Source organism: Mycolicibacterium sp. XJ870, from assembly GCF_053483975.1.
Map to the genome: position 1 here is coordinate 1,030,309 of NZ_JBEFTI010000001.1, position 24,002 is coordinate 1,054,310.

Genomic DNA, 24,002 nt, shown 5'->3' on the forward strand with positions numbered 1-24,002 from the left:
CTCACACCACTCCCTCGGCGCGCAGCGTCTCGAGCTCCTCGGCGGTGCGGCCGAGAAGCCCGACGTACACCTCGCCATTGTGCTGGCCCGGCCGGGCCGACCCGGCGCTGCGGATAGTGCCGGGGGATTCGGAGAGGACGGGAACGATGCCCGGACCCTTGACGTTTCGCTCGATCCGCTCGTCCCAGTGATCGGCGATCATGCCGCGGGCCTGCAACTGTGGGTCGTTGACCACCTCTGCCACGGTGTTGATCGGCCCGCTGATCACCCCGGCCCGCGACAGCGTCGCCACGATCTCGGCGGGCTGACGTTCAGCGGCCCAGTCGCCGATGATCTTGTCCAGCTCATCCTGATTGCGGCCCCTGGCAACGTGGTTGACGAATCGCTCGTCGGTGGCGAGCTCAGGGCGACCCATTGCTTCGCACAGCCGGCGGAACACGGTGTCCTGGTTGGCGGCGATCACGACCCAGCTGCCGTCGGCGCTCTGGTAGATGTTCGACGGCGCGATACCCTCCAGCCGGGTTCCCGACGGGCCTCGCACCACACCGCCGACGTCGTAATCCGGAATGGTGGATTCCTGGATGGCCAAACATGATTCGGTGAGCGCGGTGTCGACGATCTGGCCCTCGCCGGTGACGCTGCGACGGTACAACGCGGCCAGCGCGCCCTGCGCGGCGAACATCCCGGCAAGGCTGTCACCCAGGGACAGCGCCAGCCGCGGCGGCGGGCCGCCCGGGAACCCGTTCATGTGGCGCAGCCCGCTGGCGGCCTCGGCCACCGAGGCATAGCCGGCCTTGCCGGCGTCTGGGCCGGTCTGCCCGTATCCGGACACCCGCACCAGGATGATGCCCTTATTGCGTGCGCGCAGAACGTCGTAGCCCAGATTCCACTTCTCCAGCGTGCCTGGCCGGAAGTTCTCCACGATCACGTCGGAGTGATCGACCAATTCCAGGAAGAGTTCCCGGCCTTCCGGCTTGCGCAGGTCCAGCGTGACGGCCTTCTTGTTGCGGGCGTGCACGGTCCAGAAGAAGTGGTGCCCGTCGCGTTCGGCCTGCCCCCAGGTGCGCAGCGGGTCCGGGCTGCTCGGTAGCTCGATCTTGATGACCTCGGCGCCCATGTCGCCGAGCAACCGCCCGGCGAACGGGCCCGAGATCAGGGTGCCGAGCTCGAGAACCCGGACGCCGTCCAGCGCACCGGTCATGAGGGATCCAGCGAAAACCCGTGGCGGTGCAGCCAATCCGTGCAGACCCCGACGGCTTGACGCAGTTTGTCCCGTTGATCCGGGCCGGAGTAGTAGTGGTTGGCCCCGGGGATCTCGTGCATCTCCTTGTCGGGATGCCCGATCGCCTCGTACAGCCTGCGGGTGTGACTCGGCGTGCAAGCGTCGTCGGCGAGGTTGCCGATGACCAGCGCCGGCACCGCGATGTCCGGTCCGGCCTTGACCGCGTCACCGTTGGCGTCGTCGTAGCTCCACTGCGACAGCCAACTGCGCAAGGTGCAGAACCGGGCCAGGCCGACGGGGCTCATGTTCACCACCTGAGGATCGCCCAGATAACAGGTGCCGGGGGTGCGTTCGTTCGGATCGACGGTGGGATCGAGCCACCGCGGGTCGGCCATGGTGCCGTGTACGACGAAGGCGAACTCGTCTTCGGGCCGCCCGGTCGCCTTGAGCTCTGCCAGTTTCTCTTTGACCCACTTGGTGATTCGCCGGTTGCGGGCGATCTGAGCCTGGTGATAGCGCTCCAGGAACTCCGGGGTGTACGGCGGCTGGTTGGGGTTGTCGGGGTTGTAGAGATCCAGCTCGGGGTCACGCTTGGTGGGGTCGTTCTCGTCGAGGATCGACGCGTCCATCCACTCGGTCATGGTGCCGTGGCGGCTGATGTGGGCGGCCAGCAGCATGATGCCGTCAGCCGGGATCAGCCCGAGCTTGGTCAGGTCCGGCCCGTCGCCGGACGGGCTCGCCGTCACCGTCGGGTGTTGCGCCTGCTGCTGGTAGAACACCGACAGCGAACCGCCGCCGCTCCAGCCGGCCAGCACGACCTTCTCGTAGCCCAGCCGGTTTTTGGCATCCTTGATGCACTCCCCGAGATCCTCGACCACCTTCTCCATCAAAAGTGCGGAGTCGGTACCGCGGAACCGGCTGTTGCAGTAGATGACGTGATGCCCGGCGCGGGCCAGCGCGTTGATCATCGGCAGATACGCACCGCCGCCGATCGGGTGCATGAACACCAGGACGGTATCGCTCGGCTTCTCTTTCGGCTTGAGCAGATAACTCTCCAGCACCACGAGCTCGGCGACACCGCCGTAGACATCGCGGACGCTCGAGGTGTTCTGGTAAGCAACGAGATACGGGATACGGTCGTAGGCGTACTTCACAGGGACGTCAGTGGTGGTCATGCTGAAGCTCTCTCTTCTTCGCGCAAGCGCTCATCAGTGCTGCCCCAAGTCATTGGCCAGAATCTCAGCGGACGGGACGAGTCGACGCCTGGTGTCGATGGCGATCACCGACCAGTCGACCCGGTCATAGTCGTCGAACTTGCGGCGGGCCCGTTCCCGCGCCTTCTCGGGTGCGCCATGGTGAACCCCTTGTGGCGCATGGGAAACCAGCCCGGGAGGCATCGGGATGCCATAGAGCGAGCCGGCGTGGAAGAACGCGATCTCGTCGTAGTCGACATTGCGGTGATACCACGGGGTGCGTTCGGTACCCGGCACGCTCTCGGCGGGCTTGGGCAGAAAGTTCATCACGTACACGCCCGTCGCCTGCATGAACAGGTGCACCGTCGGCGGTAGGTGCACGCTTTCGGAGGTGATGACGGTGTAGTCCTCGATATTGAACGTGAACGGGAAGTTGTCCCCGCGCCAGCCTTCCACATCGAGTGGATGATGTTGGTAGAACAGCGATGTCGGGCCGCCTTCATGGATCAGGCGAACCTCGTAAGCTCCGTCTTTTTGCGGTCCGTCGCCGGTTTCGATCGGTGCCGGCTCGGGGATGGTGGTCTGGGCCGGGTCGAAGGGGAAGTGCCGCCCGAGGGTTCCGGCCGGGGGGACGCGGAAGTCGTCGGTCGCCTGGATCATGAGCCACGTCGACTGGTCATCGGGGACCTGTCGCCACGTGCACGCCTTCGGGATGTACACCCAGTCGCCCTCGCGGTAACGCAGTGGCCCGAACTCGGTCTCCAACAGCCCGGAGCCCTTGTGGACGAACGTCAGTAGATCCCCGTCCACGTACCGGACGAAGAACGGCATCTCCTCGGTGCGTCGGCTCAGCAGCACCTGGCAGTCGGCGTTGGAGAACATCAGCAGCGGACCGCCCTGCGCGTCGGTACTGTCGCTGGGCTTCAGCTCGCTGGACAGGACGTCGGTGGGCCGCAGGGGCCCGACGGTGCGGTAGGCGGTCGGATCGTTGCGGCGGTACATGTTCGCGGTGCGGCCGACGAAGCCGCCGCGGCCGAGTTCGTCGTCCTTCAGACCGTCGAGATCGGCGTGTATCCGTTTCGGGGTCTTGCCTTTACGCAGGTGGACGAAGGATTCCATGGATGCGGCTCCGATCGGCGTCACGGGGGGATCAGGCTCAAAACTGAAACTGACGTTACTTTCATTTCAATGCGCCCGCAAGGTTTGGCCCTACGAGCTTGCCGAATCCGCTGGTGACTACAGCATTCCCGCGGCGCGGAACATCCGGTCGTAGATATCCCGGATCACGGGTTGCTTGCGGGCGTTGTAGTCCATCACGTGCCCACCGCCGGGGACCGCGGACCGTTTGGCCGCCTCGTAGCGGGCCACGTCCTCGGGGTGGATGCGCAGCCAATCGCGAAACATCCGGTGCCGTATGGTTTCTGGGCAATCAGGGCCGAACACGTGCAGGTTGACCCGCGGATCGTCGTGGCGCAGGCAGCGGTGCTGGTGCCAGTTCGGTTCGCGGATGGTCAGCCGATAGCCGATGCCCTGTAAGAGGGGAACGTATGCCTGTTCATCACGAGGGTCGGCAACGGTGAGGTCGATGTCGATCACGTCCTTGGCGGCGAGGCCCGGCACCGCCGTCGACCCCACGTGGTCAAGGCCCAAGACGACCGAGCCCAGTGCTGCGCGGATATCGGCCGCCAGGGTGCGGTAGCGCGCCGGCCACTGCGGGTTGTAGGGCACGAGTTCGACGACTTCGGGCGGGGGAGGTCCGTCGACCCACGGGGTCACGTCGGGATCGGGGGCATGGTGCCGGGTGATCTCGTGCGGGCTCGGCATTCCACCCAGGTTAGAAGTCAGACCATGGCAATGGGAGAGATCTTCATCCCGATCGAGAGCGCTCCGGCGAGTTCGCGGCTGGTGTCGTAGTCGAAGATCACGTGTCCGGAGAGCACACCGACATCGCGGCTGATGCGCTGCAGCGGATTGTCCAGGAAGTGGGCGCTGGCCCCCGAGGAGCCCAGTAGCAGCGCGATCACGGCCTGCGATTCGTGGACGATGTGAGCGGCGGCGAGCCGGGCCTGGCCGCGGACGTCGCGGGACACCGGGTCACCGACTGCCAGCATGTCCTCGATCTGCCCGACGGTGTCGGCCAACAACCCGCGCAGGGCACGCAGCCGGACGCGAGCCTCACCGAGATGGGCTTGGGCGGCCGGCTTGTCCTTCTGTTTGACGCCCTCATAGGCGATCACCCGCTCAGAGAGTCGCGCGGCATAGATGTCGGCGGCGCGTTCGGCGCTGCCCAACGCCGGCATCGCCGCCAACAGCGCCAATGCCGGCACCATCGGCCACCGGTAGGTGGCCGCCGAGTGAACCTTCGCGCCGGGTGCGGTACCGGAGTAGATGTCGAGGACGCGCACGAGTCGATGCTGCGGCACGAAGGCGTCGGTGATGACGACGTCGTTGGAGCCGGTCGCCCGCATGCCGTCGGTGTGCCAGACGTCCTCGACGTGGATCTCGGACGCGGGCAGCAGGGCCAAGGCGGGGTAGATCGCGTCGTCCGGACCGCACAGCGCGCCGACCATGATCCAGTTCGCGTCCATCACGCCGGTCGCCCACGACCACCGGCCGCTCAACCGCACCCCGCCGTCTGCGGGGACCCCACGGCCGGTCGGAGCCAGCGGCGCGGGCGCCAGAAACGGCCGGGTCGCATACGCCTCGGCCTGGGCCTGCTCGTCGAACAGCGCCAGCATCCAGTTGTGCAACGTATAGAAGCCGATCGTCCACGCGCTGGATGCGCAGCCGTGGGCCATCCGGCGCACCGGATCCAGGATCGCCGGAAAATCGGCCTGCTGGCCGCCGTATCGCGCAGGCACCAACAGGTCGGTGAACCCAGACGCGGTGAGCTCGGCGATCGTCGCGTCGGGCAGTCGGCGCAGTTCTTCGGCTTCACGAGCGCGTTCGGCGAGTCGAGTGACGAAGTCGGCGGTGATCGCCGACTCCACGGTGGTGGAGGACATGGCCGGAAGTTACCATACTTTTTTGTATGGACGCATTGCGTGTGTTTCCGCGGCGGCGGGTAAAGCGTGTTTGGCGACCGGTTGGCGACGATCGGATAACCCTCTGGACACCGGTTGCGTACGGATCAGCGCCGGCCATCGGTGACCGGCACCGGCGTGAACGGCGGATTCCCGGTATTTCCCCAGGTAACGGGCCTGGAATGGGGTTTCTGATAAAGGCGAATTCACCTTTTGTTTGACACAGATGCGCAGCTCGCCGACGCGCCGCGGGTTTTCGCTTAAAGCGGCCCCATGATTTACTCATGGCGCAACAACTGAATTCTCTCGGTCCGCTCTTCGGGACATCAGCTCAGTCGAGCGGGCGCGACAACGCAGCGAAACTCTCGCTGTGGTGCCGCTGGGTGATCTCTGGATCGCGCAGTACTGGGCGTAATTGACCGAAAGACGGATGGATTCGCAGTATGACCTTCATTGACAAGATTCGTGGCCATTGGGCCCGCCGGGTAGCGGTGGCTGCCATGGCAGCGCTGCTGCTGCCTGGCTTGATCGGCGTTGTCGGCGGATCGGCGACCGCGGGAGCGTTCTCCCGACCCGGTCTGCCGGTTGAGTACCTGATGGTCCCGTCGCCGTCGATGGGCCGCGACATCAAGATTCAGTTCCAGAGCGGTGGTCCGGGTTCGCACGCGGTGTACCTGCTTGACGGCCTGCGCGCCCAGGAAGACTTCAACGGCTGGGACATCAACACCAACGCGTTCGAGATGTTCCTCGACTCCGGCCTGTCGGTGGTCATGCCCGTCGGCGGCCAGTCGAGCTTCTACGCCGACTGGTACAACCAGGCCTGCGGTAAGGCCGGTTGCGTCACCTACAAGTGGGAGACGTTCCTGACCAACGAGCTGCCGCAGTGGCTGGCGGCCAACCGCGACGTCTCACCGACCGGCAACGCCGCCATCGGCTTGTCGATGGCCGGATCCGCCTCGATGATCCTGGCGGCCTACCACCCTGACCGCTTCATCTACGCCGGCTCGATGTCGGGCTTCCTGAACCCGTCCGAGGGCTGGTGGCCGTTCCTGATCAACATCTCGATGGGCGACGCCGGTGGCTTCAAGGCGAACGACATGTGGGGCAGGACGGAAGACCCGAACAGCGCCTGGAAGCGGAACGACCCGATGCTGCAGATCCCAACGCTGGTGGCCAACAACACCCGCCTGTGGGTCTACTGCGGTAACGGCCAGCCCAACGAGCTCGGCGGCGGCGACCTGCCCGCTACCTTCCTGGAGGGCCTGACCATCCGTACCAACCGCACGTTCCAGGACAACTACCTGGCTGCGGGCGGAACGAACGGTGTGTTCAACTTCCCGGACAACGGCACGCACAACTGGGCCTACTGGGCCCGGGAACTGCAGGCCATGGTTCCGGACCTGCAGCGCGTGCTGGGCTAAGCCCTCCCGCGAACAGACGCAAACTGCCCCAAATCCACGGATTTGGGGCAGTTTGCGTTTGCCGGCCCGGGTTGGTTCTAGAAGCCGCCGGCCACCTTCACCACAGCTCGCCCGGCGTACCGGCCGGCGCGGACCTCGTCGAGCACGCTGACCACGTCCTTGACGTCCACCTCGTGGGTGATGTCGCCCAGGTGACGGGGTTTGAGCGGGCCGGCAAGCTGTTCCCACAGAGCACGGCGCGCCTCGATCGGCATCATGACTGAGTCGATGCCCAACAGAGCCACTCCACGCAGGATGAACGGCATCACCGTGGTGTTCAGTGCCACGCCACCGGTGAGCCCGCTGGCAGCCACCGCACCGCCGTATCGCACGGTGCTGAGCAGGTCGGCCAGCGTCGCGCCTCCCACACAGTCCACGGCGCCGGCCCACACGGCCTTGCCCAGTGGCCGGGGCTTCGCGTCGGGATCGGCAGGAAGGCGTCCGATCACGTCGGCCGCGCCCAGCGCGCGCAACTCGTCGGCGCGATCGGACTTGCCCGTCGAGGCGACCACCTGATAACCCGCGGCGGCCAGCAGGTCGACGCTCACCGATCCGACCCCGCCCGTCGCGCCGGTCACCACGATCGGACCGTCATCCGGTGCGACGCCGCGATCCCGCAGTGCCTGCACACTCATCGCCGCGGTGAACCCCGCGGTGCCGATCGCCGCGCCCTCGCGCGGTGTCAGAGCACCCAGCGCAACCACCTGATCGGCGGGCAGACGGGCGTACTCGGCATACCCGCCGTGGTGACCGGTGCCGATTTGATAGCCGTGCCCCAACACGAGGTCACCGGCGGCGAAGTCGGGTGACTGCGAGCTGACCACCTCGCCGGTGAGGTCGATGCCGGGCACGATCGGATAGTCCCGCACCACACCACCTTTGGGTGTGAGCGCGAGGGCGTCCTTGAAGTTGACGCTGGAGAACAGCACGCGGATGGTGACCTCGCCAGGAGGCAGGTCGGCCGCGCTGACGGTCTCGACAGCCGCTGCGATGCGGTCATCGTGTTGCCGCGCGATGAGCGCCTGAAATGTGTCCATGGCGTCACCCTATTGGCCGAGCAGACGCAGAATCGCACGAATCCCCGCCGCGGAGTGCGATTCTGTGTCTGCTCGCGAGGTTACTTCAGTTCGGCCGACGACAGCCCGAGCAACCGGCGGGCCACCACCAGTTGCTGGATCTGCTGCGTGCCCTCGAAGATGTCGAGGATCTTGGAATCGCGGGCCCACTTCTCCAGCAGAGTCTGCTCGGAATAGCCGGTCGTACCGGCCATTTCGACAGCCTTGAGGGTGATGTCGCTGGCCACCCTGGCTGCCTTGGCCTTGCCCATCGAGGCTTCCTTGGAGTTGGGGATGCTGTTGTCGGCCTGCCACGCCGAGCGCACCGTCAACAGGTAGCCGGCCTCCCAGTCGGCCTCCATCCGCAGGAACTCCGCGGCTGCGGCGCTCTGCGCGTGTGCGGGCTTGTCGTACGAGATCTCCACACCGGCATCGGTGAGGATGGCCCGCAGATCCTCCAGCGCGGCGCGGGCGATGCCGACGGCCATCGCGGCCACGATCGGCCTGGTGTTGTCGAAGGTCTCCATGACCCCGGCAAAACCCTTGTCCACGTGGACCTCTGGATCTCCCAGCAGGTTTTTCTTGGGGATGCGGACGTTGTCGAAGCGGATCACCGCGGTGTCGGAGGCCTTGATGCCGAGCTTGTGCTCGAGACGCTCGACGGTGACGCCGGGGTGTTCGCGCGGCACGATGAACGACTTGATCGCCGCGCGTCCCAAGGACTTGTCCAGGGTCGCCCACACCACGATGTGGGTGGCCCGCGAGCCGGCGGTGACGAAGATCTTCTCGCCGTTGATCACGTACTCGTCCCCGTCGAGCACCGCCGTGGTGGACACGGCCGCCGAGTCGCTCCCGAAGCCGGGCTCGGTGATCGCCATCGCGGCCCATACGTCCTTGCCGAGACTTTCCAGCTGCTCGGGAGTGGCCACCGAGGAGATGGCGGCGTTGCCCAGACCCTGGCGCGGCACCGAGAGCAGCAGGGCGACGTCACCCCAGCTGATCTCCACCGCGTTGACCAGGGCGGACATGTTGGCGCCGTTGACGGTGGTCTTGTTGCCGTCGCCGTTCGCGTCGTCGCGGAACGCCTCGGCACCTGCGAACGAGATGGTCTTGGCGCTCGAGATTCCCTCGAAGAGGGTTGCCAGCGTGTCGAGTTCGACGGGGTAGGCGTGCTCGGCGAGGTCGTACTTGCGCGATATCGGGCGAAGCATCTCGGCGGCGCCCTGATGGCCCTTCTCGATGACGGCCTGCAGCTTGCGGGGCATTTCCAGATTGATTGCCATGATTCGTCTTTCGCTTAGAGGACGATGCAGTTAAAGAACGACGACACCTTCGGCGACACCGATGGCCCGCAGATCGCGGTACCAACGTTCGACCGGGTGTTCCTTGGTGTAGCCGTGACCGCCCAGCAGCTGAACGCCGTCCAGGCCGATCTGCATGCCCTTGTCGGTGCCGAGCTTGCGCGCCAGGGCGGCCTCGCGGGCGAACGGCAGGCCCTGTTCGGCGCGCGCGGCGCCGCGCCAGGTGATCAGTCGCAGGCCGTCGAGCTCGATCGCGATGTTGGCCGTCATGAACGCCACCGACTGGCGGTGCGCGATCGGCTCCCCGAAGGCCTGGCGTTCCTTGATGTAGGGGATCACGTAGTCCAGCACGGCATGTGAGGTGCCGACGGCCAGCGCGGCCCAGCCGAGCCGGGACAGGGCGATCGCCTCGGAGTAATCCTGATCCGTTGCGCCGTCCTCACCGAGCCGCGCGTGCAGCGGCACGGCCACATTGTCGAGTTCGACGCGGCCCAACGCGGCGGCACGGATACCCATGCTCGGATCGGGCGTGACGGTCAGCCCTGCCGACGAAGCTTCGACGATGAACAGTGCCGGCTTGCCGTTGAATTGCGCGGCGACGATGAACAACTCGGCGTCCGCGGCGGCCGGCACCAGCGACTTGACCCCGGACAACCGGTATCCGCTCGGGGTGCGTACCGCGGTGGTCTTCAGCGCGGTGGGGTCGAACAGGGCGTGCGGCTCGGCGATCGCCACACACGCCTGCGGAACGTTCTCGCCGGCGAATTCCTTGAGGTAGGTCGCCTGTTGGTCCGCACTGCCCCAGTGGGTGAGTGCCGACGCGACGCCGCCCGGGGACAGGATCGGCAGCGCCAGACCCATGTCGCCGTACGCCAGCGCCTCGGCGACCAGTGCGTTGGTGACGGTGCTGCGATGCTCGGCGATGCCGTCGAAGTCCTCGGGAACATTGACCGCGGTGATGCCCAGCTCGGCGGCTTTGGCGATGAGATCGGCCGGGTAGGCCGCGGCCGCGTCGGCGTCATAGGCGGCCGGCCGCAGAATCTCCTCGGCGAACTCGTTGACCGTCTCGACGATCATCTTCTGATCGTCGTTGGGCGTCAGATCGAAGTAATCCGATCCCTTTTCGGACCGATGGCCCGCGAGCCGGGTGGGCTCCTTGCCGATGCCCTGGATCCGCTTGAACTGCCGGGTCGATGCGCCTGCGACCGAAAATACGTGCTTCACACCGTATTTCAGTCCGCGATTGAGCGGGTCACGCAGGCCGTAGCGATCCAGGAACTCCTGGCCGACGATGGGAGTGATCAGCGCCAACCCGATGTCGGTCGCTGTCCGCTTGTGCTTTTGCAAGCCCACGGCACTTTGCCGGCCGGAGCGTGCGGGACGGATTGCAGAGCCGTTCTTGGACGGCAAGGTGTTGGTCATGTCAGCTGCCTCTGGTGGTAGTGGCGACGCTCTGACCGTATCTTACTCTGGAGTAAGGTACGCCGGGGCTGTTACCAACGTCACAGCACCGGCGGAAGAGTTCAGCGGGCCGACAGCCTGCTCAGCACCGCTTCGTGAAGCAGTCCATTGGTCGCCAGCGCACTGCCGCCATGTGGCCCATCGGCACCGTCGATGCTGGTGAACGCCCCACCCGCCTCGCGGATCAGAATGTCGAGCGGCGCGATGTCCCACAGCTTCACCTCGGGCTCGCAGGCGATGTCGACTGCGCCCTCGGCGACCATGCAGTAGGACCAGAAATCCCCGTAGGCCCGGACGCGCCACACCGCATCGGTCAGCTCGACAAAGCGCTCCCGACGGTCGTCCCAACCGGTCGTCAGGTCCGAGTACGACAGGCTTGCTGACGCCAGGTCCTTGACTCCGGACACGGCCAGCGTGCGCGTCACCCCGCCGAACGAGCCGAAGGCACCCTGGCCCTGGGCAGCCCACCAGCGGCGAGCCAGCGCCGGCGCGCTCACCACGCCGACGACGGGCACTCCGTCGGTCAGCAACGCGATCAGCGTGCACCACACCGGCACCCCGCGAACGAAGTTCTTGGTACCGTCGATCGGGTCGATGACCCACTGCCTGCCGGTCAAAGTGGTTGTGCCACCGAATTCTTCGCCGAACACGGTGTCGCCGGGGCGGGCATCGGCCAACGAGGCGCGCAACGCTTCCTCGGCGCCGCGGTCGGCATCGGTGACCGGGGTCAGGTCGGGTTTCGTCTCGACGCGCAGATCCATTGCGCCGAACCGATCCATGGTCAGCTTGTCCGCCTGATCGGCCAGTGCCAGTGCCAGTGTCATGTCATCCGCGACGGTGCTCATGCCTGGGCTCCTACTCGCTCCGGTCCTCGCTCGTGCCTCGCTGCGATCCTCACTCGTTCTCGCCTTCGGGTGCTCATGCCAGCAGTCCTACCATGACGGGATGTGGGAATTCGGCATCCTCTTGTTGCTCATCGGTGCGCTGGTCTTGCTGCTGGCACCGCGGATCATGCGGCGCCGCGGCATCGGGGGTGAACTGGCGCAGGGCACACTGCTGGTCACAGGGGTGAGCCCACGGCCGGATGGCCCAGATATCACGGGGCAGCAGTTCGTCACCATCACCGGCGTCATCAACGGGCCGACGGTCAACGAACACGTGGTGTATCAGCGGATGGCTGTCGACGTGAACGAGTGGCCCACCATGGGTGCGTTGTTCCCGGTGGTCTACTCGCCGAAAAACCCCGACAAATGGGCGTTCGCCCCTGCAGAGCCGCCGGCGCCGCAAGAGCCGCCGTTCGCCTAGCGCATCGTCAGGCGTGCCCGATCCGCAACAACTCAGCCACACTCGCCAGCTTGACCCGCGGCCTGCCCGACGGTTCCCCGGCAGCGCGCTCGTGAGAGTCGATCAGCTTCCAGTGGTCGCCGGTCACCAGTTTCGGTTGGCGGTCCAATAGCCAGGCGGCCAGCTGCTCGCTGTGATCGGGCGCGAAGTCGTGAAGTTCGCCGGAGTGCAGGTCTTCCAGCATCGTGTTGACGGTGTCCTGCGAGTCCTTCTTGTTGCTGCCGATCACGCCGGATGGCCCACGCTTGATCCAGCCCACCACATATTCGTTGCGGCTGCCGTCGACGCGCCCGTCGGTGTGCGGGATCGTGCCGGAGCGTTCTTCGAACGGCAGCCCTGGTGTCGGCACGCCGCGGTATCCGACCGCGCGGACCACGAGCTGTGCGGGCAACTCTTCGCGGTCCCCGGTGTCCTTGGCGACCACCCGTCCGTCGGCGCCTCGGACAAGCTCGTTGCGGCCCAACACGATCGACGAGACCCGGTCGTCGCCCCGCAGCTCGATCGGCGAAGTGCAGAACCGGAACACGATGCGCCGCTTGGCTCCTCGCGGTTCCTGTTCGGCGTACCCGCGCAGCACCTTGATGTTCTGCTTGACCGTTTTGCCGGCCGCCTCGAGATCCTCGTCGGTGATATCGGCGAAGTCGGCCGGATCGAGGATGATGTCGACGTCGCCGAGCGCTTCCAGATCGTGCAGTTCGCGTAGCTCCAGCGTCGTGAATGTCGCCTGCAACGGTCCGCGCCGGCCGATGATGAGCACCTCCTCCACCCCGCGGTTGCCCAGCGAGGCCAGCGCGTGATCGGCGATATCGGTGTTGGCCAGCGCCTGCGGATCGCTGACCAGGATGCGCGCCACGTCCAGCGCCACATTGCCGTTGCCGACCACCACCGCCCGGCTGCCGGACAGGTTCGGTGCGATCTCGCCGAAATGCGGGTGCGCGTTGTACCAGCCGACGAAGTCAACGGCCGCCACACTGCCGGCCAACTCCTCGCCGGGGATGTTCAGTGACCGGTCGGACTGCGCTCCGACGGCGTAGACCACCGCGTCGTACTGCTCGGCCAGCTCCGCCGGCTGCACATGGTCGCCCACGGCGATGTTGCCGAAGAACCGGAACCGGGGGTCGGCCGAGACCTTCTCGAACTGGGCGCTGATCGACTTGATCTTGGGATGGTCGGGTGCCACCCCGGACCGCACCAGCCCCCACGGGGTGGGCAGCATTTCCAGCATGTCGACGCGCACATCGCGGTCGGTATCGGCGGAATCGGCAAACTTCAGCAGTGATGCGGCGGCAAAGAAACCCGAGGGTCCTGAGCCGACGATCGCCACGTGATATGGACGCATTTTGGGCATTCAGTGCCTTACTCATCGACGTTTGTCACTCGCTCCACCGTGCGCAAGGGGCTGTCGCGATGCAGTAGAGCCGGGTACCACCCGATGCTAAACGCGGATGTCCCGCGCTGCCGCCGGTCGGGAAGAATGCCATTGCGATCCCGGCAGGTACCCTGAACTTTCGTGGATCCAGACCGTCAAGCCGATATCGCCGCACTCGACACCACTCTGACAACAGTGGAGCGAGTGCTCGACGTGGACGGTCTGCGCGACCGGATCAACAAGCTCGAGGCCGAAGCGTCCGATCCGAACCTGTGGGACGACCAGACGCGGGCCCAGAAAGTCACCAGCGAGCTGTCTCACGCCCAGGGCGAGTTGCGCCGGGTCGAGGAACTCCGTCAGCGCGTCGACGACTTGCCGGTGCTGTACGAACTCGCCACCGAAGAAGGTGGTCCGGACGAGATCGCCGAGGCCGACGCCGAGCGCAAGAAGCTGCGCGAGGACATCGAGGCGATGGAAGTCCGCACCCTGCTGTCGGGGGAGTACGACGAACGCGAGGCCGTTGTCACCATCCGCTCCGGTGCGGGCGGTGTCGACGCTGCGGATTGGGCCGAGATGCTGATGCGGATGTATGTCCGCTGGGCCGAACAGCACAACTACGGGGTCGAGGTCTTCGACACGTCCTACGCCGAAGAAGCGGGCATCAAGAGCGCGACGTTCGCCGTGCACGCGCCCTATGCGTACGGCACGCTGTCGGTCGAGCAGGGCACCCACCGGCTGGTGCGGATCAGCCCGTTCGACAACCAGAGCCGGCGTCAGACCTCGTTCGCGGACGTCGAGGTGCTGCCGGTGGTGGAGACCACCGACCACATCGACATTCCTGAAAGCGATTTGCGGGTCGACGTGTACCGGTCGTCAGGTCCGGGCGGGCAGTCGGTCAACACCACCGATTCCGCGGTTCGACTCACCCACGTCCCGACCGGTATCGTTGTGACCTGCCAGAACGAGAAGTCGCAGCTGCAGAACAAGGTCTCCGCGATGCGCGTTCTCCAGGCAAAGTTGTTGGAACGCAAGCGGTTAGAAGAACGTGCAGAGCTCGACGCACTGAAGGGCGACGGCGGCAGTTCATGGGGCAACCAGATGCGCTCCTATGTGTTGCACCCCTACCAGATGGTGAAGGACTTGCGCACCGAGTTCGAGGTCGGCAACCCGGCATCGGTACTCGACGGAGACATCGACGGGTTCCTGGAGGCGGGAATCAGATGGCGCAACAGAAAAGATGACGATTAATACTCTGGCCTCCGAGGTGGCCACCACAGTGCTCGCCTTTCCGATGGCCGAACGCTGGCACGACTTCTGGCACGGTGAAATCGGCGTTTGGATCCTGACCAAGGGCTTGCGGATCGCGCTGTTGCTGATCGGCGCCCTGCTCGCCGCGCGCTTCATCAACTGGGCGGCCCAGCGTGTCGTGCGGCGGATCGACGCCGAATACCAGGAAAGCGATCAACTGGTGCGCTCCGAGAGCGCCAAACACCGGCAGGCCGTCGCGTCGGTGATCTCCTGGGTGTCGGTGGCGCTGTTGTTTGTCATCGTGCTCGTCGAAGTCACAGATGTCCTGGCCATCCCGATCGCCTCACTGGTCGCGCCCGCCGCCGTGCTCGGTGCCGCGCTGGGTTTCGGTGCGCAGCGCATCGTCCAGGATCTCCTCGCCGGCTTCTTCATCATCACCGAGAAGCAGTACGGCTTCGGTGACCTGGTCCGGCTGACGATGGGCGCGAGCAATGACGCGGAGGGCACGGTCGAGGATGTGACGCTGCGGGTGACCAAGCTGCGTTCCGCCGAGGGCGAGATGTACACCGTCCCCAACGGCCAGATCGTCAAATCACTCAACCTCTCCAAAGACTGGGCACGCTCGGTCGTCGACATCCCGGTGCCGGCGAGTGCCGATCTCAACCTGGTCAACGACGTCCTGAACGAGGTGGCCGAGAAGGCTGCCGAGGACAGTGACCTGTCCAAGCTGATGCTCGACAAACCGCAGCTCATGGGCGTCGAGAGCATTGGGGTCGACACCATGAACCTGCAAATGGTCGCGCGCACGCTGCCCGGCAAGCAGTTCGAGGTGGGCCGCCGCCTGCGCGTGCGGGTCGTGCGTGCGCTGCGCCGTGCCGGCGTCGCGACGTCGTCGGACGGTTCTGTCGCCGCCGCAGGCGACATCGTGCACCCGGTCACCCTCCCTGAGGTCACACATTCTGCTCCGCAGGGCTCGCCCGAGGAGCAGAAGAAGTGAAACTCGACTTCACGGCCGTGAAGGACGCCGCTGTGCGCCTGTGGCCGAAACGTCTCGGCCGACTTCGGACGTCCACAGTCGTGCTCATCGGGGTGTTCATCGCGCTGTCCTGGGTGCACCAGGCCTATGCGCCGGAGCCGGCCCGCACCCAGACGCCAGGGCAGCAGGTGGTGCCGCCAGGGTTCGTGCCCGACCCGGACTACACATGGGTGCCGCGCACCAACGTGCAGACGCCGCGAACCACCACACCCACCACCACGCCACCGACGACGACGGTGCCCACCACCACCAGTCCGACGGAGACGACCGCGCCCACCAGTCCCGAGGAGTCGACGAGCCCGACCGGTCCGACGACTCCGAGCCCGCCTGCGCCGCGAACCACCGTCATCGATCCGGACGGGCCCGGTCTGCTGCCGCCGATCACCCTGCCGGTGCTGCCCGGCGCTGCCCCGGAACCACCGGCCGACCAGTCGCAACCCGTCCCGGAGCCGGTGGCTCCGGCGGCGGCGCGATAGCTGGACCCGGCGTATGTGTCCGCACCGCTACACTGGCGTGCCGTGATGATCACCCTCGACCACGTGACGAAGCACTACAAGTCTTCGGCGCGCCCCGCACTCGACGACATCTCGTTGAACATCGACAAGGGTGAGTTCGTCTTCCTCATCGGTCCGTCGGGGTCGGGCAAGTCCACCTTCATGCGGCTGCTGCTGGCCGCCGAGCATCCCACCACGGGCGACATCCGGGTCTCCAAGTTCCATGTGAACAAGCTGCGCGACCGTCACATCCCGAGCCTGCGGCAGGTCATCGGCTGCGTGTTCCAGGATTTCCGGCTGTTGCAGCAGAAGACCGTCTTCGAGAACGTGGCCTTCGCGCTGGAGGTGATCGGCAAGCGGGCTGACGTGATCAACCGGGTCGTGCCCGACGTGCTGGAGATGGTCGGGCTGTCGGGGAAGGCCAACCGGTTGCCGAGCGAACTCTCCGGTGGAGAGCAGCAGCGGGTAGCGATCGCCCGCGCGTTCGTCAACCGTCCGTTGGTGCTGATCGCCGACGAACCCACCGGCAACCTGGATCCGGAGACCAGCAAGGACATCATGGATCTGCTCGAGCGGATCAACCGCACCGGGACCACGGTGCTGATGGCCACCCACGACCATCACATCGTCGACTCCATGCGGCAGCGGGTCGTCGAACTCGAACTCGGCCGGCTGATTCGTGATGAACAGCGCGGCGTCTACGGAATGGATCGCTAAGTGCGCTTCGGCTTTCTTATCAATGAAGTTCTGACCGGGCTTCGTCGCAACGTCACCATGACTGTTGCGATGATCCTGACCACCGCTATCTCCATCGGCCTGTTCGGTGGCGGTCTGCTGGTGGTGCGGCTGGCCGACCAGTCGCGGGACATCTACCTCGACCGGGTGGAAAGCCAGGTGTTCCTGACCGACGATGTGTCGGCGAACGATCCCACCTGCGATTCGGACCCGTGCAAGGCGCTGTACCGGCAGATCGACGATCGTGACGACGTCCGGTCACTGCGGTTCCTCAACCGGGACCAGGCCTACGACGATGCGATCAGGAAGTTTCCGCAGTACAAGGACGTCGCGGGCAAGGAGGCATTCCCGGCTTCGTTCGTCGTCAAGCTCGTCGACCCCGAGCAGCACGAGGAATTCGACAAAGCCCTGGCAGGTCAGCCGGGTGTGCTCAACGTGCTCAACCAGAAGGATCTGATCGACCGGCTGTTCGCGGTGCTCGACGGACTCAGCAACGCGGCGTTCGCCGTCGCCCTGGTGCAGGCGATCGGCGCGGTCCTGTTGATAGCCAACATGGTCCAAGTCGCGGCGTACACGCGGCGAACCGAGATCGGCATCATGCGACTGGTCGGCGCGACCCGGTGGTACACGCAGTTGCCATTCCTGGTCGAAGCGATGCTGGCGGCCCTGCTAGGTGTGATCATCTCGATCATCGGACTGATCGTGGTGCGGGCAGTGTTCTTGGAGAAGGCGCTCGACCAGTTCTATCAAGCCAACCTGATCGCCAGGATCGACTACGCCGACATCCTCTACATCTCGCCCATCCTGTTGTTCGTGGGTGTGGCGATGGCCGGTGTCACTGCGTACGTCACCCTGCGGCTCTACGTACGAAGGTAGTTGTGAGGCAGCCGTGACCAAGAAGTCCAGTCCCGCCGGCAACAAGCAGATTGTGGCGAGCAATCGGAAGGCGCGGCACAACTACGCGATCCTCGACACCTACGAGGCCGGGATCGCCTTGATGGGCACGGAGGTCAAAAGCCTGCGTGAGGGCCAGGCATCGCTGGCCGATGCGTTCGCCACCGTCGACGACGGGGAGATCTGGCTGCGCAACGTGCACATCGCCGAGTACCACCACGGCACCTGGACCAACCACGCGCCGCGGCGCAACCGGAAACTGCTGCTGCATCGCAGCCAGATCGACAACCTGATCGGCAAGATCCGGGACGGCAATCTGACTCTGGTGCCGCTGTCGATGTACTTCTCCGAGGGCAAGGTCAAGGTCGAGCTGGCGTTGGCCCGCGGTAAACAGGCCCACGACAAGCGTCAGGACCTCGCCAAACGCGACGCCGACCGCGAGATCACCCGCGAGCTGGGCCGCCGCGCCAAGGGGATGTAGCGCCGCACCCCTTGCACCGCGAGCGTGCATGTCTGCTGGCCGACACGCGGTAATTCGTCAGCATTTCGCGCACCCTCGCGGTCTGCGAGCGCTACGGTCTGCCGGTGAGCAGCCCCTCGCGTCCGGTCACTCGGCTGGACAAATCCGACGTCCTCGATGGCCTCTTCGGTGAATGGGATGAGCTTGCCACTCTCGTCGACGGATTGACCGACGAGCAGTGGCTGGCGCAGACCTCGCTGCCGGGATGGACTGTCCGCGACGTTCTCGCGCACATCGTCGGCACCGAATCGATGCTGCAGGGCGTCGCCAGCCCGGATGCCGACATCGACGTGTCGACGCTCAAGCACGTCCGCAACGACATCGGCGTCATGAACGAACTGTGGGTGCGAGGGCTGAGCGCACTCGCTCCGGACGAGCTGGTGCACAAGTACCGCGAGGTCACGGCCGCGCGCCGGGACCAGCTGGACGCGATAGGAGCCGCCGACTGGAACGCCATCACCGCTACACCTGCCGGCCCCGACACCTACGGGCGGTTCATGCGCGTGCGGACCTTCGACTGCTGGATGCATGAACACGACATCCGCGACGCGCTGGACCTGCCGGCGGTTGAGCCGACTGGGCCGCCCGCACGGTTGGCCCTCGACGAGCTCACGTCGAGCATGGGGTTCGTCGTCGGCAAGCTGGGTGGCGCACCCGACGGATCCCGGGTGCGCCTGGAACTGACCGGGCCGCTGCGGCGCACGATCAATATCGCCGTCGAGGGCAAGGGTCGGGTGGTCGACGAATTCGATGCGGAGCCGACGGTGACGATCACTCTGGACGGTCTGCTGTTCACCCGGCTCGCGGGCGGGCGCACCCGGCACGCCGGCGCGGTGAAATACCGTGGTGACGAGGCCGTCGGCGAGCGGATCGTCGAAAATCTCAACTTTGTGATCTGAGCGGCGCACCCGGGGCATAAACACTTGGCGTTCGGTGTTAAAACTGACGTAGTATGGAATGTCCTGCCGAAAGTCGGCAGGGGTGCGAGGGGCTGATCGGTTTCGACTTCGCGCATCGAATCAAGGGAAGCGTGCCGGTGCAGGCAAGAGACCACCGTAAGCGTCGTTGCAACCAATTAAGCGCCGATTCCAATCAGCGCGACTACGCACTCGCTGCCTAAGCGACTGCGTGTCTGTCAGACCGGGAGCGCCCTCGGCCCGGACCCTGGCATCAGCTAGAGGGACCCACCTTCAGGTCCGGTCGCGGGACCTGAAGGGACATCAAACAGCGACTGGGATCGTCATCTCGGCTTGTTCGCGTGACCGGGAGATCCGAGTAGAGGCATAGCGAACTGCGCACGGAGAAGCCTCGAGGACATGCCGTAGGACCCGGGTTCAATTCCCGGCAGCTCCACCACAGAAGGCCCAGGTCAGGATGAAAATCCGGACCTGGGCCTTTTTCGCGTCAGCGTCCCCGTCACAGCAGAGCGCCTGAGATGGAGCAACACTTCCCGGTTACGGGTTAGGTTTAGGAATGTTTTCTCGCCGCACACGTACCCCTCGGACGGGCAGCGCGCGGTCAAGTGGTCGCTGGGTCGGGCTTGGCGCTACTGCACTCTTCGCCGCGGGCGTCCTGCTCGCCGCCCCAAGCGCGCCGCCGGTGGCGTCAGCCGCCGACTGCCCGGACGCCGAAGTCGTCTTCGCGCGCGGCACCGATGAGCCACCCGGCCTTGGCCGCGTCGGTGATGCCTTCGTCGCTTCGCTCCGCAAGCAGGCCGGCGGCATGGACATCGACACCTACGCCGTGGACTACAAGGCCGGCAAGCTGCAGCTGAAGGGTGGCGACGGCGCCAAAGACGCGATTTCCCACATCAAATCCACGTTGTCGTCGTGCCCCACCACGAAGATCGTTTTGGGCGGCTACTCGCAAGGTGCGAGCGTGATCAACATCGTGGCCGGCAATCCTCTCGGCGGCATCATGTGGGGCGATTCGCTACCGCCTGAGTATGCGGACAACGTCGCGGCAATCACCACCTTCGGCGACGTGGGCACCCGCACCAAGCAATCGATATCAATCCAGAGCGCACTGTTCGGTTCCAAGGCGATTGACCTGTGTAACCCCAATGACCCGATCTGTCACGAGGGTCAGGGCAACGATTGGAGTGGGCACACCGACGGCTATGTCCCCGTGTACACCACCCAGGCAGCGGCTTTCGCTGCATCGAAGCTGCTGGCCGGGACGGGTCAGACGGTGCCTGGGTATGGGCCGGCGACGCCGGATTACAGCCCGCTGTCGCCGGGGTATGGGCAGGTACCCGGGTACGGGCCGCCGGACTATTACGGACCGGGGACGCCCGGTTACGACCCGGAGACGTCGGTGCACGGTCCGCCACCGGGGTACGGCTCGGGGACGCCAGATTATGGTCTGCAGCCACCTGGGTCTGTCCCGTCGACATCGGCGCCTGCCTCGCCGTCCCCTGAAGTCGGGTTGATTTCGGCGGTCCGCTGACGGCGGCGACCTATGCTGATGCCCTGAGGCAGCGCTGAACGCGACACTGTCGCATGCTCTTTCGACGCACGAGGTGACCCATGCCAGCATCAACGCGCACGGTCGTTGCTGTTGGAACCGTCGTGCTCACCCTCGCGGTGAGCGCGTGTGGCCCTGCCGCGCATCCCGAAGTACGCCAAAGCGTGCAGGCGCCGCCGACGCCGGTTGCGGTTCCCAGCCCGGCACGGGTTCCGACCCCGATTGCGGCTCCGACACCTGATATTCCGACCGTCTCCAAACTGATGAACGACGCGATTGCGGCCAATCGTCTGCCGGGCGGTGTGGTGGTGATCGGGCACGGCGGCAAGGTCGTCTTTCACCAGGCTTATGGCTCGCGCAAGCATCCCGGCGAAGTGGGGTTGGACGGATCGCCTACCCCGGCCGAGCCGATGACCGAAGACACCATCTTCGACATGGCGTCCCTGACGAAGCCCCTTGCCACGGCGACAGCCGTCATGCAGCTGTACGAACAGGGCGAGATCGAGTTCGACGATCCAGTGCAGAAGTATTTGCCGGACTTCAACCCGGCGAACGATCCGCAGCGCGCCAAGGTGACGGTCCGAATGTTGCTCACCCACACGTCCGGAGAAGTGGGGGAGGTCGACCTGCGAGATCCGTGGGGTCTCGACGGAGGCGATCATGCCGACGGCCTTCGCCGTGCGCTGACCGCACCGCTGCAGTCGCGTCCCGGTGAAGTGTTCCGCTACTCCGACATCAACTTCATTCTGGTCGGCGCATTGATCGAGAAAGTCACAGGCGAAGCAGAAGACGTCTACGTTCAGCGCACCGTGTTTGCACCGCTCGGCATGGACGACACCCGCTGGCTTCCACCAGCCAAAGCATGTGGCCCCCACAAGGTCCGAGGATCTGCGATCGTGTGGGCACCAGAAGCACGCGAGCGGGCCCCTTGCCCGGCGGGCACCTGGAGCACCAATCTGCTCGAGCGCGTCGCACCAACAGCACTCGACGACGAGGGCAGGGCCGAGCCGAGCACGAACCCCAACTTTCGTCACTTGCTTCGAGGCACCGTGCATGACCCGGCGACCCGGCGCATGGGTGGAGTGGCCGGGCATGCCGGTCTGTTCTCGACGGCGCGCGATGTGAGCATCTATGCGCAGTCCCTGCTCGATCGAATTGCCGGTCGCCCGAGCAAGTTTCCGGTGACGCAAGCGACTCTCGAGTTGATGACGACGCCGCAGCAGCCCGGGCGTGCCGCTCAACAAATCGATGCAGCCAACGACGCCACACGAAAAGCCGTTGCAGAGACACCCAATACGAGAGATCCGCTGCTTGCTCCGCACTATCCGGCGATCAGGGGACAGAACCTGCGCGGCTTTGGCTGGGATATCGATACGGCCTTTTCTCAAGCACGGGGCATGGTCTTTCCCATCGGCGGCATCGGCCACACCGGCTTCACCGGAACATCGCTTTGGATCGACCCAGCCTCGGATACCTACGTCATACTGCTCACGAATTGCATTCACACACGAGGCAGTACGCCGATCTCGGATGTGCGCGGCGAAATAGCTACGGCCGCAGCCCAAGCCCTGCATCTCTACAACAGTTAGCCATCAGCGGTCGAGGTCCCACTGCCCGAAATCGGCTGCGAGGACATCGTTCACATCCACGTGTGTACCGCCGAGGGCCACACCTGGGCTCGCTGCGGTATGAACCACCCGCTGGTAGAGCACGGCCCTGGGTTCGCGCTCACCACCCGACCATGCCCTGGTCTGCCACGCCCACCAATGCCCGTCCGTGGTCGAGCGTCCGATCACACCGTCTGAGATCCCCCACGCACACGTTCGCGAATGCCCATACGCGCCGGTGCGATCCGCGCCCAGTACCGAGTTGATCCCTCGAAACCATTCGACCGCAACGCTGTTCCAGGTGTCGAGATCGATATCCTCGTCAACACTGAAGAAGATCGGCGCCGCGTCCGGACCGCCGGCCGCGGCGTGCAGCCGCAGAGCTGTCTGAGCGTCGGCCACGCCGCCGTCGTACCCGCGGGTGTAGTCCGACGGGGTGGGCCAACCGGGTTTGCCGTACTGATAGCAGCTGACGACATGAAGCCCGGTCGCGCGCAGCCCGTCCGCGTACTCGCGCGTGACGGGCTTGAAGTCGAAGGTTGCGCCCGGCCGTAACTCGGACACGTAGACGAGCGCGCCGTCATAGCCCGCCGATTTGATCTGATCCGGCGCGACCTGTCGCTCCGCAAAATCGAGCAGCCTCAGGTTGGCGGCTGATGCGTGTGGCGCGGCGATTGTCGCAGCCACCGCCGGAACGCTCACTAGAACCGGTGCGGCAACCGCATATTTGAGTACTTCGCGTCGTGAAACGGTTCGCGGAACGTCCACGGCGCCATGGTAACCACATCGAAGCAACATCCTGCCGAAAGTCGGCCAACAGACGCCCCGGCATGGAACCATCGCGAAGGTGACAGTGGTTCTCGCAATACGCTGCGCCGACGGGTTGGTCATGGGATCCGATTCGCAGATCACCGACCCGGGCCGGGGCCTGAGCTATCCCGCGCAGAAGCTACACCCGTTGGGTACGCGAGCAGCATGGGGCGGCAGCGGGTCGCGGGCGGTCCTCTACGACCTGGAGCAGATTTTCAGCGCCGAACCCGAGGCCATTTTGGACGTCGACGACGTCGGCCGCGCCTTACAGCAGCGCACCGTTCCGGTGCTCAAGCACCACTATGAGAACTTCATCGAGGACGTTCCTGCCGCGAAGTCCGGTGGCGCGACCCCGGCCACCTATGTGCTGGCGGCGGGTTTCGCGGGGGTCCGGCCGTTCATCGTCGACATCGACCCGCACGGATTGATCGGGCATCACGAGGAGATCGGCTTTCAAGCTGTCGGCAGCGGTGCGCCGATGGCGCAGCAGGCGTATGCACTGCTCGCGAACTTCCGGATGACTGAACGTGGCGTCGACTACGGGCTGGTCGCCGCCCTGCGGGTGCTCGACGCGCTGGATGCGTCGTCGCCCAGTGTCGGTGGTCCGATGGACCTTTGCCGGATCACCGCAGACGGGGCCGATCATCTCGACGCGGAAGCAGTTGACGGGATCCGGGAGCAGGTTGGCCGCTGGCTCAAGCTTGAGGACCGCGCACTCGACGAGCTGCTCGGCGGATAGTCGATTTGCGCCTGCGCGGCGTGGG

At 65.5% G+C, this 24,002-nt stretch carries 23 protein-coding genes and 1 other RNA gene; 13 read left to right on the forward strand and 11 right to left on the reverse strand.

The window, feature by feature from the left end:
* Nucleotide 1: 1 nt before the first annotated feature.
* The 5 genes from ABQF30_RS05220 to ABQF30_RS05240 all read right to left on the reverse strand — a co-directional run bounded on the left by ABQF30_RS05220 (nt 2) and on the right by ABQF30_RS05240 (nt 5,420).
* Nucleotides 2-1,201: a CaiB/BaiF CoA transferase family protein gene (locus ABQF30_RS05220; protein WP_448461659.1), complete on the reverse strand. Its 1,200-nt coding sequence runs from the start codon at nt 1,199-1,201 to the stop codon at nt 2-4.
* Nucleotides 1,198-2,397 (reverse strand): alpha/beta hydrolase family protein, encoded by a 1,200-nt coding sequence (locus tag ABQF30_RS05225; protein WP_448461661.1) that lies wholly within the window; start codon nt 2,395-2,397, stop codon nt 1,198-1,200. The genes ABQF30_RS05220 and ABQF30_RS05225 overlap by 4 nt, the downstream gene beginning before the upstream one ends.
* A gap of 33 nt (nt 2,398-2,430) precedes the next feature.
* On the reverse strand, nt 2,431-3,534 hold the full coding sequence (locus ABQF30_RS05230; RefSeq protein ID WP_448461663.1) for a homogentisate 1,2-dioxygenase: 1,104 nt from the start codon (nt 3,532-3,534) through the stop codon (nt 2,431-2,433).
* A 117-nt stretch (nt 3,535-3,651) separates the two neighbouring features.
* Nucleotides 3,652-4,239, reverse strand: coding sequence for a GrpB family protein (locus tag ABQF30_RS05235; RefSeq protein ID WP_448461664.1), 588 nt, complete (start codon nt 4,237-4,239; stop codon nt 3,652-3,654).
* A gap of 17 nt (nt 4,240-4,256) precedes the next feature.
* Complete coding sequence (locus ABQF30_RS05240; RefSeq protein ID WP_448461666.1) at nt 4,257-5,420, reverse strand: acyl-CoA dehydrogenase family protein; 1,164 nt, start codon at nt 5,418-5,420, stop codon at nt 4,257-4,259.
* A 461-nt stretch (nt 5,421-5,881) separates the two neighbouring features.
* On the opposite strand from ABQF30_RS05240, the gene ABQF30_RS05245 reads away from it, so the two are divergent.
* On the forward strand, nt 5,882-6,859 hold the full coding sequence (locus tag ABQF30_RS05245; RefSeq protein WP_448461668.1) for an esterase family protein: 978 nt from the start codon (nt 5,882-5,884) through the stop codon (nt 6,857-6,859).
* A gap of 77 nt (nt 6,860-6,936) precedes the next feature.
* On the opposite strand, the gene ABQF30_RS05250 is transcribed toward ABQF30_RS05245, so the two are convergent.
* From ABQF30_RS05250 to hisN, 4 genes are all read right to left on the reverse strand, one after another.
* Entirely contained in the window at nt 6,937-7,935 is a 999-nt protein-coding gene (locus tag ABQF30_RS05250) for an oxidoreductase (protein ID WP_448461670.1), read from the reverse strand.
* A gap of 80 nt (nt 7,936-8,015) precedes the next feature.
* A complete protein-coding gene (locus ABQF30_RS05255; RefSeq protein WP_448461672.1) occupies nt 8,016-9,236 on the reverse strand; it encodes an acyl-CoA dehydrogenase family protein in 1,221 nt (406 codons plus the stop codon).
* Between the two features lie 30 nt (nt 9,237-9,266).
* Nucleotides 9,267-10,676, reverse strand: coding sequence for an acyl-CoA dehydrogenase family protein (locus tag ABQF30_RS05260; protein WP_448461674.1), 1,410 nt, complete (start codon nt 10,674-10,676; stop codon nt 9,267-9,269).
* Between the two features lie 101 nt (nt 10,677-10,777).
* A complete protein-coding gene (gene hisN / locus ABQF30_RS05265; protein ID WP_448461676.1) occupies nt 10,778-11,560 on the reverse strand; it encodes a histidinol-phosphatase in 783 nt (260 codons plus the stop codon).
* Between the two features lie 100 nt (nt 11,561-11,660).
* Between hisN and ABQF30_RS05270 the strand changes: the two genes are divergently transcribed.
* Nucleotides 11,661-12,020, forward strand: a complete 360-nt coding sequence (locus ABQF30_RS05270; protein ID WP_448461677.1) for a hypothetical protein — start codon at nt 11,661-11,663, stop codon at nt 12,018-12,020.
* A 7-nt stretch (nt 12,021-12,027) separates the two neighbouring features.
* On the opposite strand, the gene ABQF30_RS05275 is transcribed toward ABQF30_RS05270, so the two are convergent.
* Complete coding sequence (locus ABQF30_RS05275; protein WP_448461679.1) at nt 12,028-13,407, reverse strand: FAD-dependent oxidoreductase; 1,380 nt, start codon at nt 13,405-13,407, stop codon at nt 12,028-12,030.
* 162 nt (nt 13,408-13,569) lie between these two features.
* On the opposite strand from ABQF30_RS05275, the gene prfB reads away from it, so the two are divergent.
* The 10 genes from prfB to ABQF30_RS05325 all read left to right on the forward strand — a co-directional run bounded on the left by prfB (nt 13,570) and on the right by ABQF30_RS05325 (nt 22,410).
* Complete coding sequence (prfB, locus tag ABQF30_RS05280; RefSeq protein WP_448461681.1) at nt 13,570-14,676, forward strand: peptide chain release factor 2; 1,107 nt, start codon at nt 13,570-13,572, stop codon at nt 14,674-14,676.
* Entirely contained in the window at nt 14,666-15,673 is a 1,008-nt protein-coding gene (locus ABQF30_RS05285) for a mechanosensitive ion channel family protein (protein ID WP_448461683.1), read from the forward strand. Before prfB ends, ABQF30_RS05285 begins: the two co-directional genes overlap by 11 nt.
* Nucleotides 15,670-16,188 carry an Rv3103c family proline-rich protein gene (locus ABQF30_RS05290; protein ID WP_448461685.1) on the forward strand — a complete coding sequence of 173 codons (519 nt, stop codon included), beginning with the start codon at nt 15,670-15,672 and terminating at the stop codon, nt 16,186-16,188. Before ABQF30_RS05285 ends, ABQF30_RS05290 begins: the two co-directional genes overlap by 4 nt.
* 45 nt (nt 16,189-16,233) lie before the next feature.
* Nucleotides 16,234-16,923 carry a cell division ATP-binding protein FtsE gene (gene ftsE / locus ABQF30_RS05295; RefSeq protein ID WP_448463470.1) on the forward strand — a complete coding sequence of 230 codons (690 nt, stop codon included), beginning with the start codon at nt 16,234-16,236 and terminating at the stop codon, nt 16,921-16,923.
* Entirely contained in the window at nt 16,924-17,817 is an 894-nt protein-coding gene (gene ftsX, locus ABQF30_RS05300; protein ID WP_448461687.1) for a permease-like cell division protein FtsX, read from the forward strand.
* 13 nt (nt 17,818-17,830) lie between these two features.
* Nucleotides 17,831-18,316: an SsrA-binding protein SmpB gene (gene smpB, locus ABQF30_RS05305; protein WP_448461689.1), complete on the forward strand. Its 486-nt coding sequence runs from the start codon at nt 17,831-17,833 to the stop codon at nt 18,314-18,316.
* 104 nt (nt 18,317-18,420) lie between these two features.
* Entirely contained in the window at nt 18,421-19,254 is an 834-nt protein-coding gene (locus ABQF30_RS05310; RefSeq protein WP_448461691.1) for a maleylpyruvate isomerase family mycothiol-dependent enzyme, read from the forward strand.
* Between the two features lie 88 nt (nt 19,255-19,342).
* Nucleotides 19,343-19,711: a transfer-messenger RNA gene (gene ssrA, locus ABQF30_RS05315) on the forward strand.
* A 117-nt stretch (nt 19,712-19,828) separates the two neighbouring features.
* Nucleotides 19,829-20,803 carry a cutinase family protein gene (locus ABQF30_RS05320; RefSeq protein ID WP_448461693.1) on the forward strand — a complete coding sequence of 325 codons (975 nt, stop codon included), beginning with the start codon at nt 19,829-19,831 and terminating at the stop codon, nt 20,801-20,803.
* 80 nt (nt 20,804-20,883) lie between these two features.
* Nucleotides 20,884-22,410, forward strand: a complete 1,527-nt coding sequence (locus tag ABQF30_RS05325) for a serine hydrolase domain-containing protein (protein WP_448461695.1) — start codon at nt 20,884-20,886, stop codon at nt 22,408-22,410.
* Between the two features lie 3 nt (nt 22,411-22,413).
* Here the strand turns inward: ABQF30_RS05325 and ABQF30_RS05330 are convergent, their stop codons facing one another.
* Entirely contained in the window at nt 22,414-23,226 is an 813-nt protein-coding gene (locus tag ABQF30_RS05330; RefSeq protein WP_448461697.1) for a DUF1906 domain-containing protein, read from the reverse strand.
* A gap of 49 nt (nt 23,227-23,275) precedes the next feature.
* Here ABQF30_RS05330 and ABQF30_RS05335 point away from each other — a divergent pair, with 49 nt between their 5' ends.
* Nucleotides 23,276-23,977 carry an Ntn hydrolase family protein gene (locus tag ABQF30_RS05335; RefSeq protein ID WP_448461699.1) on the forward strand — a complete coding sequence of 234 codons (702 nt, stop codon included), beginning with the start codon at nt 23,276-23,278 and terminating at the stop codon, nt 23,975-23,977.
* The last annotated feature ends 25 nt before the right edge of the window (nt 23,978-24,002 follow it).

Excerpts from the sequence above, each read along its gene's own strand:
- ABQF30_RS05220 (WP_448461659.1), bottom strand. The coding sequence starts at position 1,201 with ATGACCGGTGCGCTGGACGGCGTCCGGGTTCTCGAGCTCGGCACCCTG.
- ABQF30_RS05225 (WP_448461661.1), bottom strand. The coding sequence starts at position 2,397 with ATGACCACCACTGACGTCCCTGTGAAGTACGCCTACGACCGTATCCCG.
- ABQF30_RS05230 (WP_448461663.1), bottom strand. The coding sequence starts at position 3,534 with ATGGAATCCTTCGTCCACCTGCGTAAAGGCAAGACCCCGAAACGGATA.
- ABQF30_RS05235 (WP_448461664.1), bottom strand. The coding sequence starts at position 4,239 with ATGCCGAGCCCGCACGAGATCACCCGGCACCATGCCCCCGATCCCGAC.
- ABQF30_RS05240 (WP_448461666.1), bottom strand. The coding sequence starts at position 5,420 with ATGTCCTCCACCACCGTGGAGTCGGCGATCACCGCCGACTTCGTCACT.
- ABQF30_RS05245 (WP_448461668.1), top strand. The coding sequence starts at position 5,882 with ATGACCTTCATTGACAAGATTCGTGGCCATTGGGCCCGCCGGGTAGCG.
- ABQF30_RS05250 (WP_448461670.1), bottom strand. The coding sequence starts at position 7,935 with ATGGACACATTTCAGGCGCTCATCGCGCGGCAACACGATGACCGCATC.
- ABQF30_RS05255 (WP_448461672.1), bottom strand. The coding sequence starts at position 9,236 with ATGGCAATCAATCTGGAAATGCCCCGCAAGCTGCAGGCCGTCATCGAG.
- ABQF30_RS05260 (WP_448461674.1), bottom strand. The coding sequence starts at position 10,676 with ATGACCAACACCTTGCCGTCCAAGAACGGCTCTGCAATCCGTCCCGCA.
- hisN (WP_448461676.1), bottom strand. The coding sequence starts at position 11,560 with ATGAGCACCGTCGCGGATGACATGACACTGGCACTGGCACTGGCCGAT.
- ABQF30_RS05270 (WP_448461677.1), top strand. The coding sequence starts at position 11,661 with ATGTGGGAATTCGGCATCCTCTTGTTGCTCATCGGTGCGCTGGTCTTG.
- ABQF30_RS05275 (WP_448461679.1), bottom strand. The coding sequence starts at position 13,407 with ATGCCCAAAATGCGTCCATATCACGTGGCGATCGTCGGCTCAGGACCC.
- ABQF30_RS05285 (WP_448461683.1), top strand. The coding sequence starts at position 14,666 with ATGACGATTAATACTCTGGCCTCCGAGGTGGCCACCACAGTGCTCGCC.
- ftsE (WP_448463470.1), top strand. The coding sequence starts at position 16,234 with ATGATCACCCTCGACCACGTGACGAAGCACTACAAGTCTTCGGCGCGC.
- ABQF30_RS05320 (WP_448461693.1), top strand. The coding sequence starts at position 19,829 with ATGTTTTCTCGCCGCACACGTACCCCTCGGACGGGCAGCGCGCGGTCA.
- ABQF30_RS05325 (WP_448461695.1), top strand. The coding sequence starts at position 20,884 with ATGCCAGCATCAACGCGCACGGTCGTTGCTGTTGGAACCGTCGTGCTC.
- ABQF30_RS05330 (WP_448461697.1), bottom strand. The coding sequence starts at position 23,226 with ATGTTGCTTCGATGTGGTTACCATGGCGCCGTGGACGTTCCGCGAACC.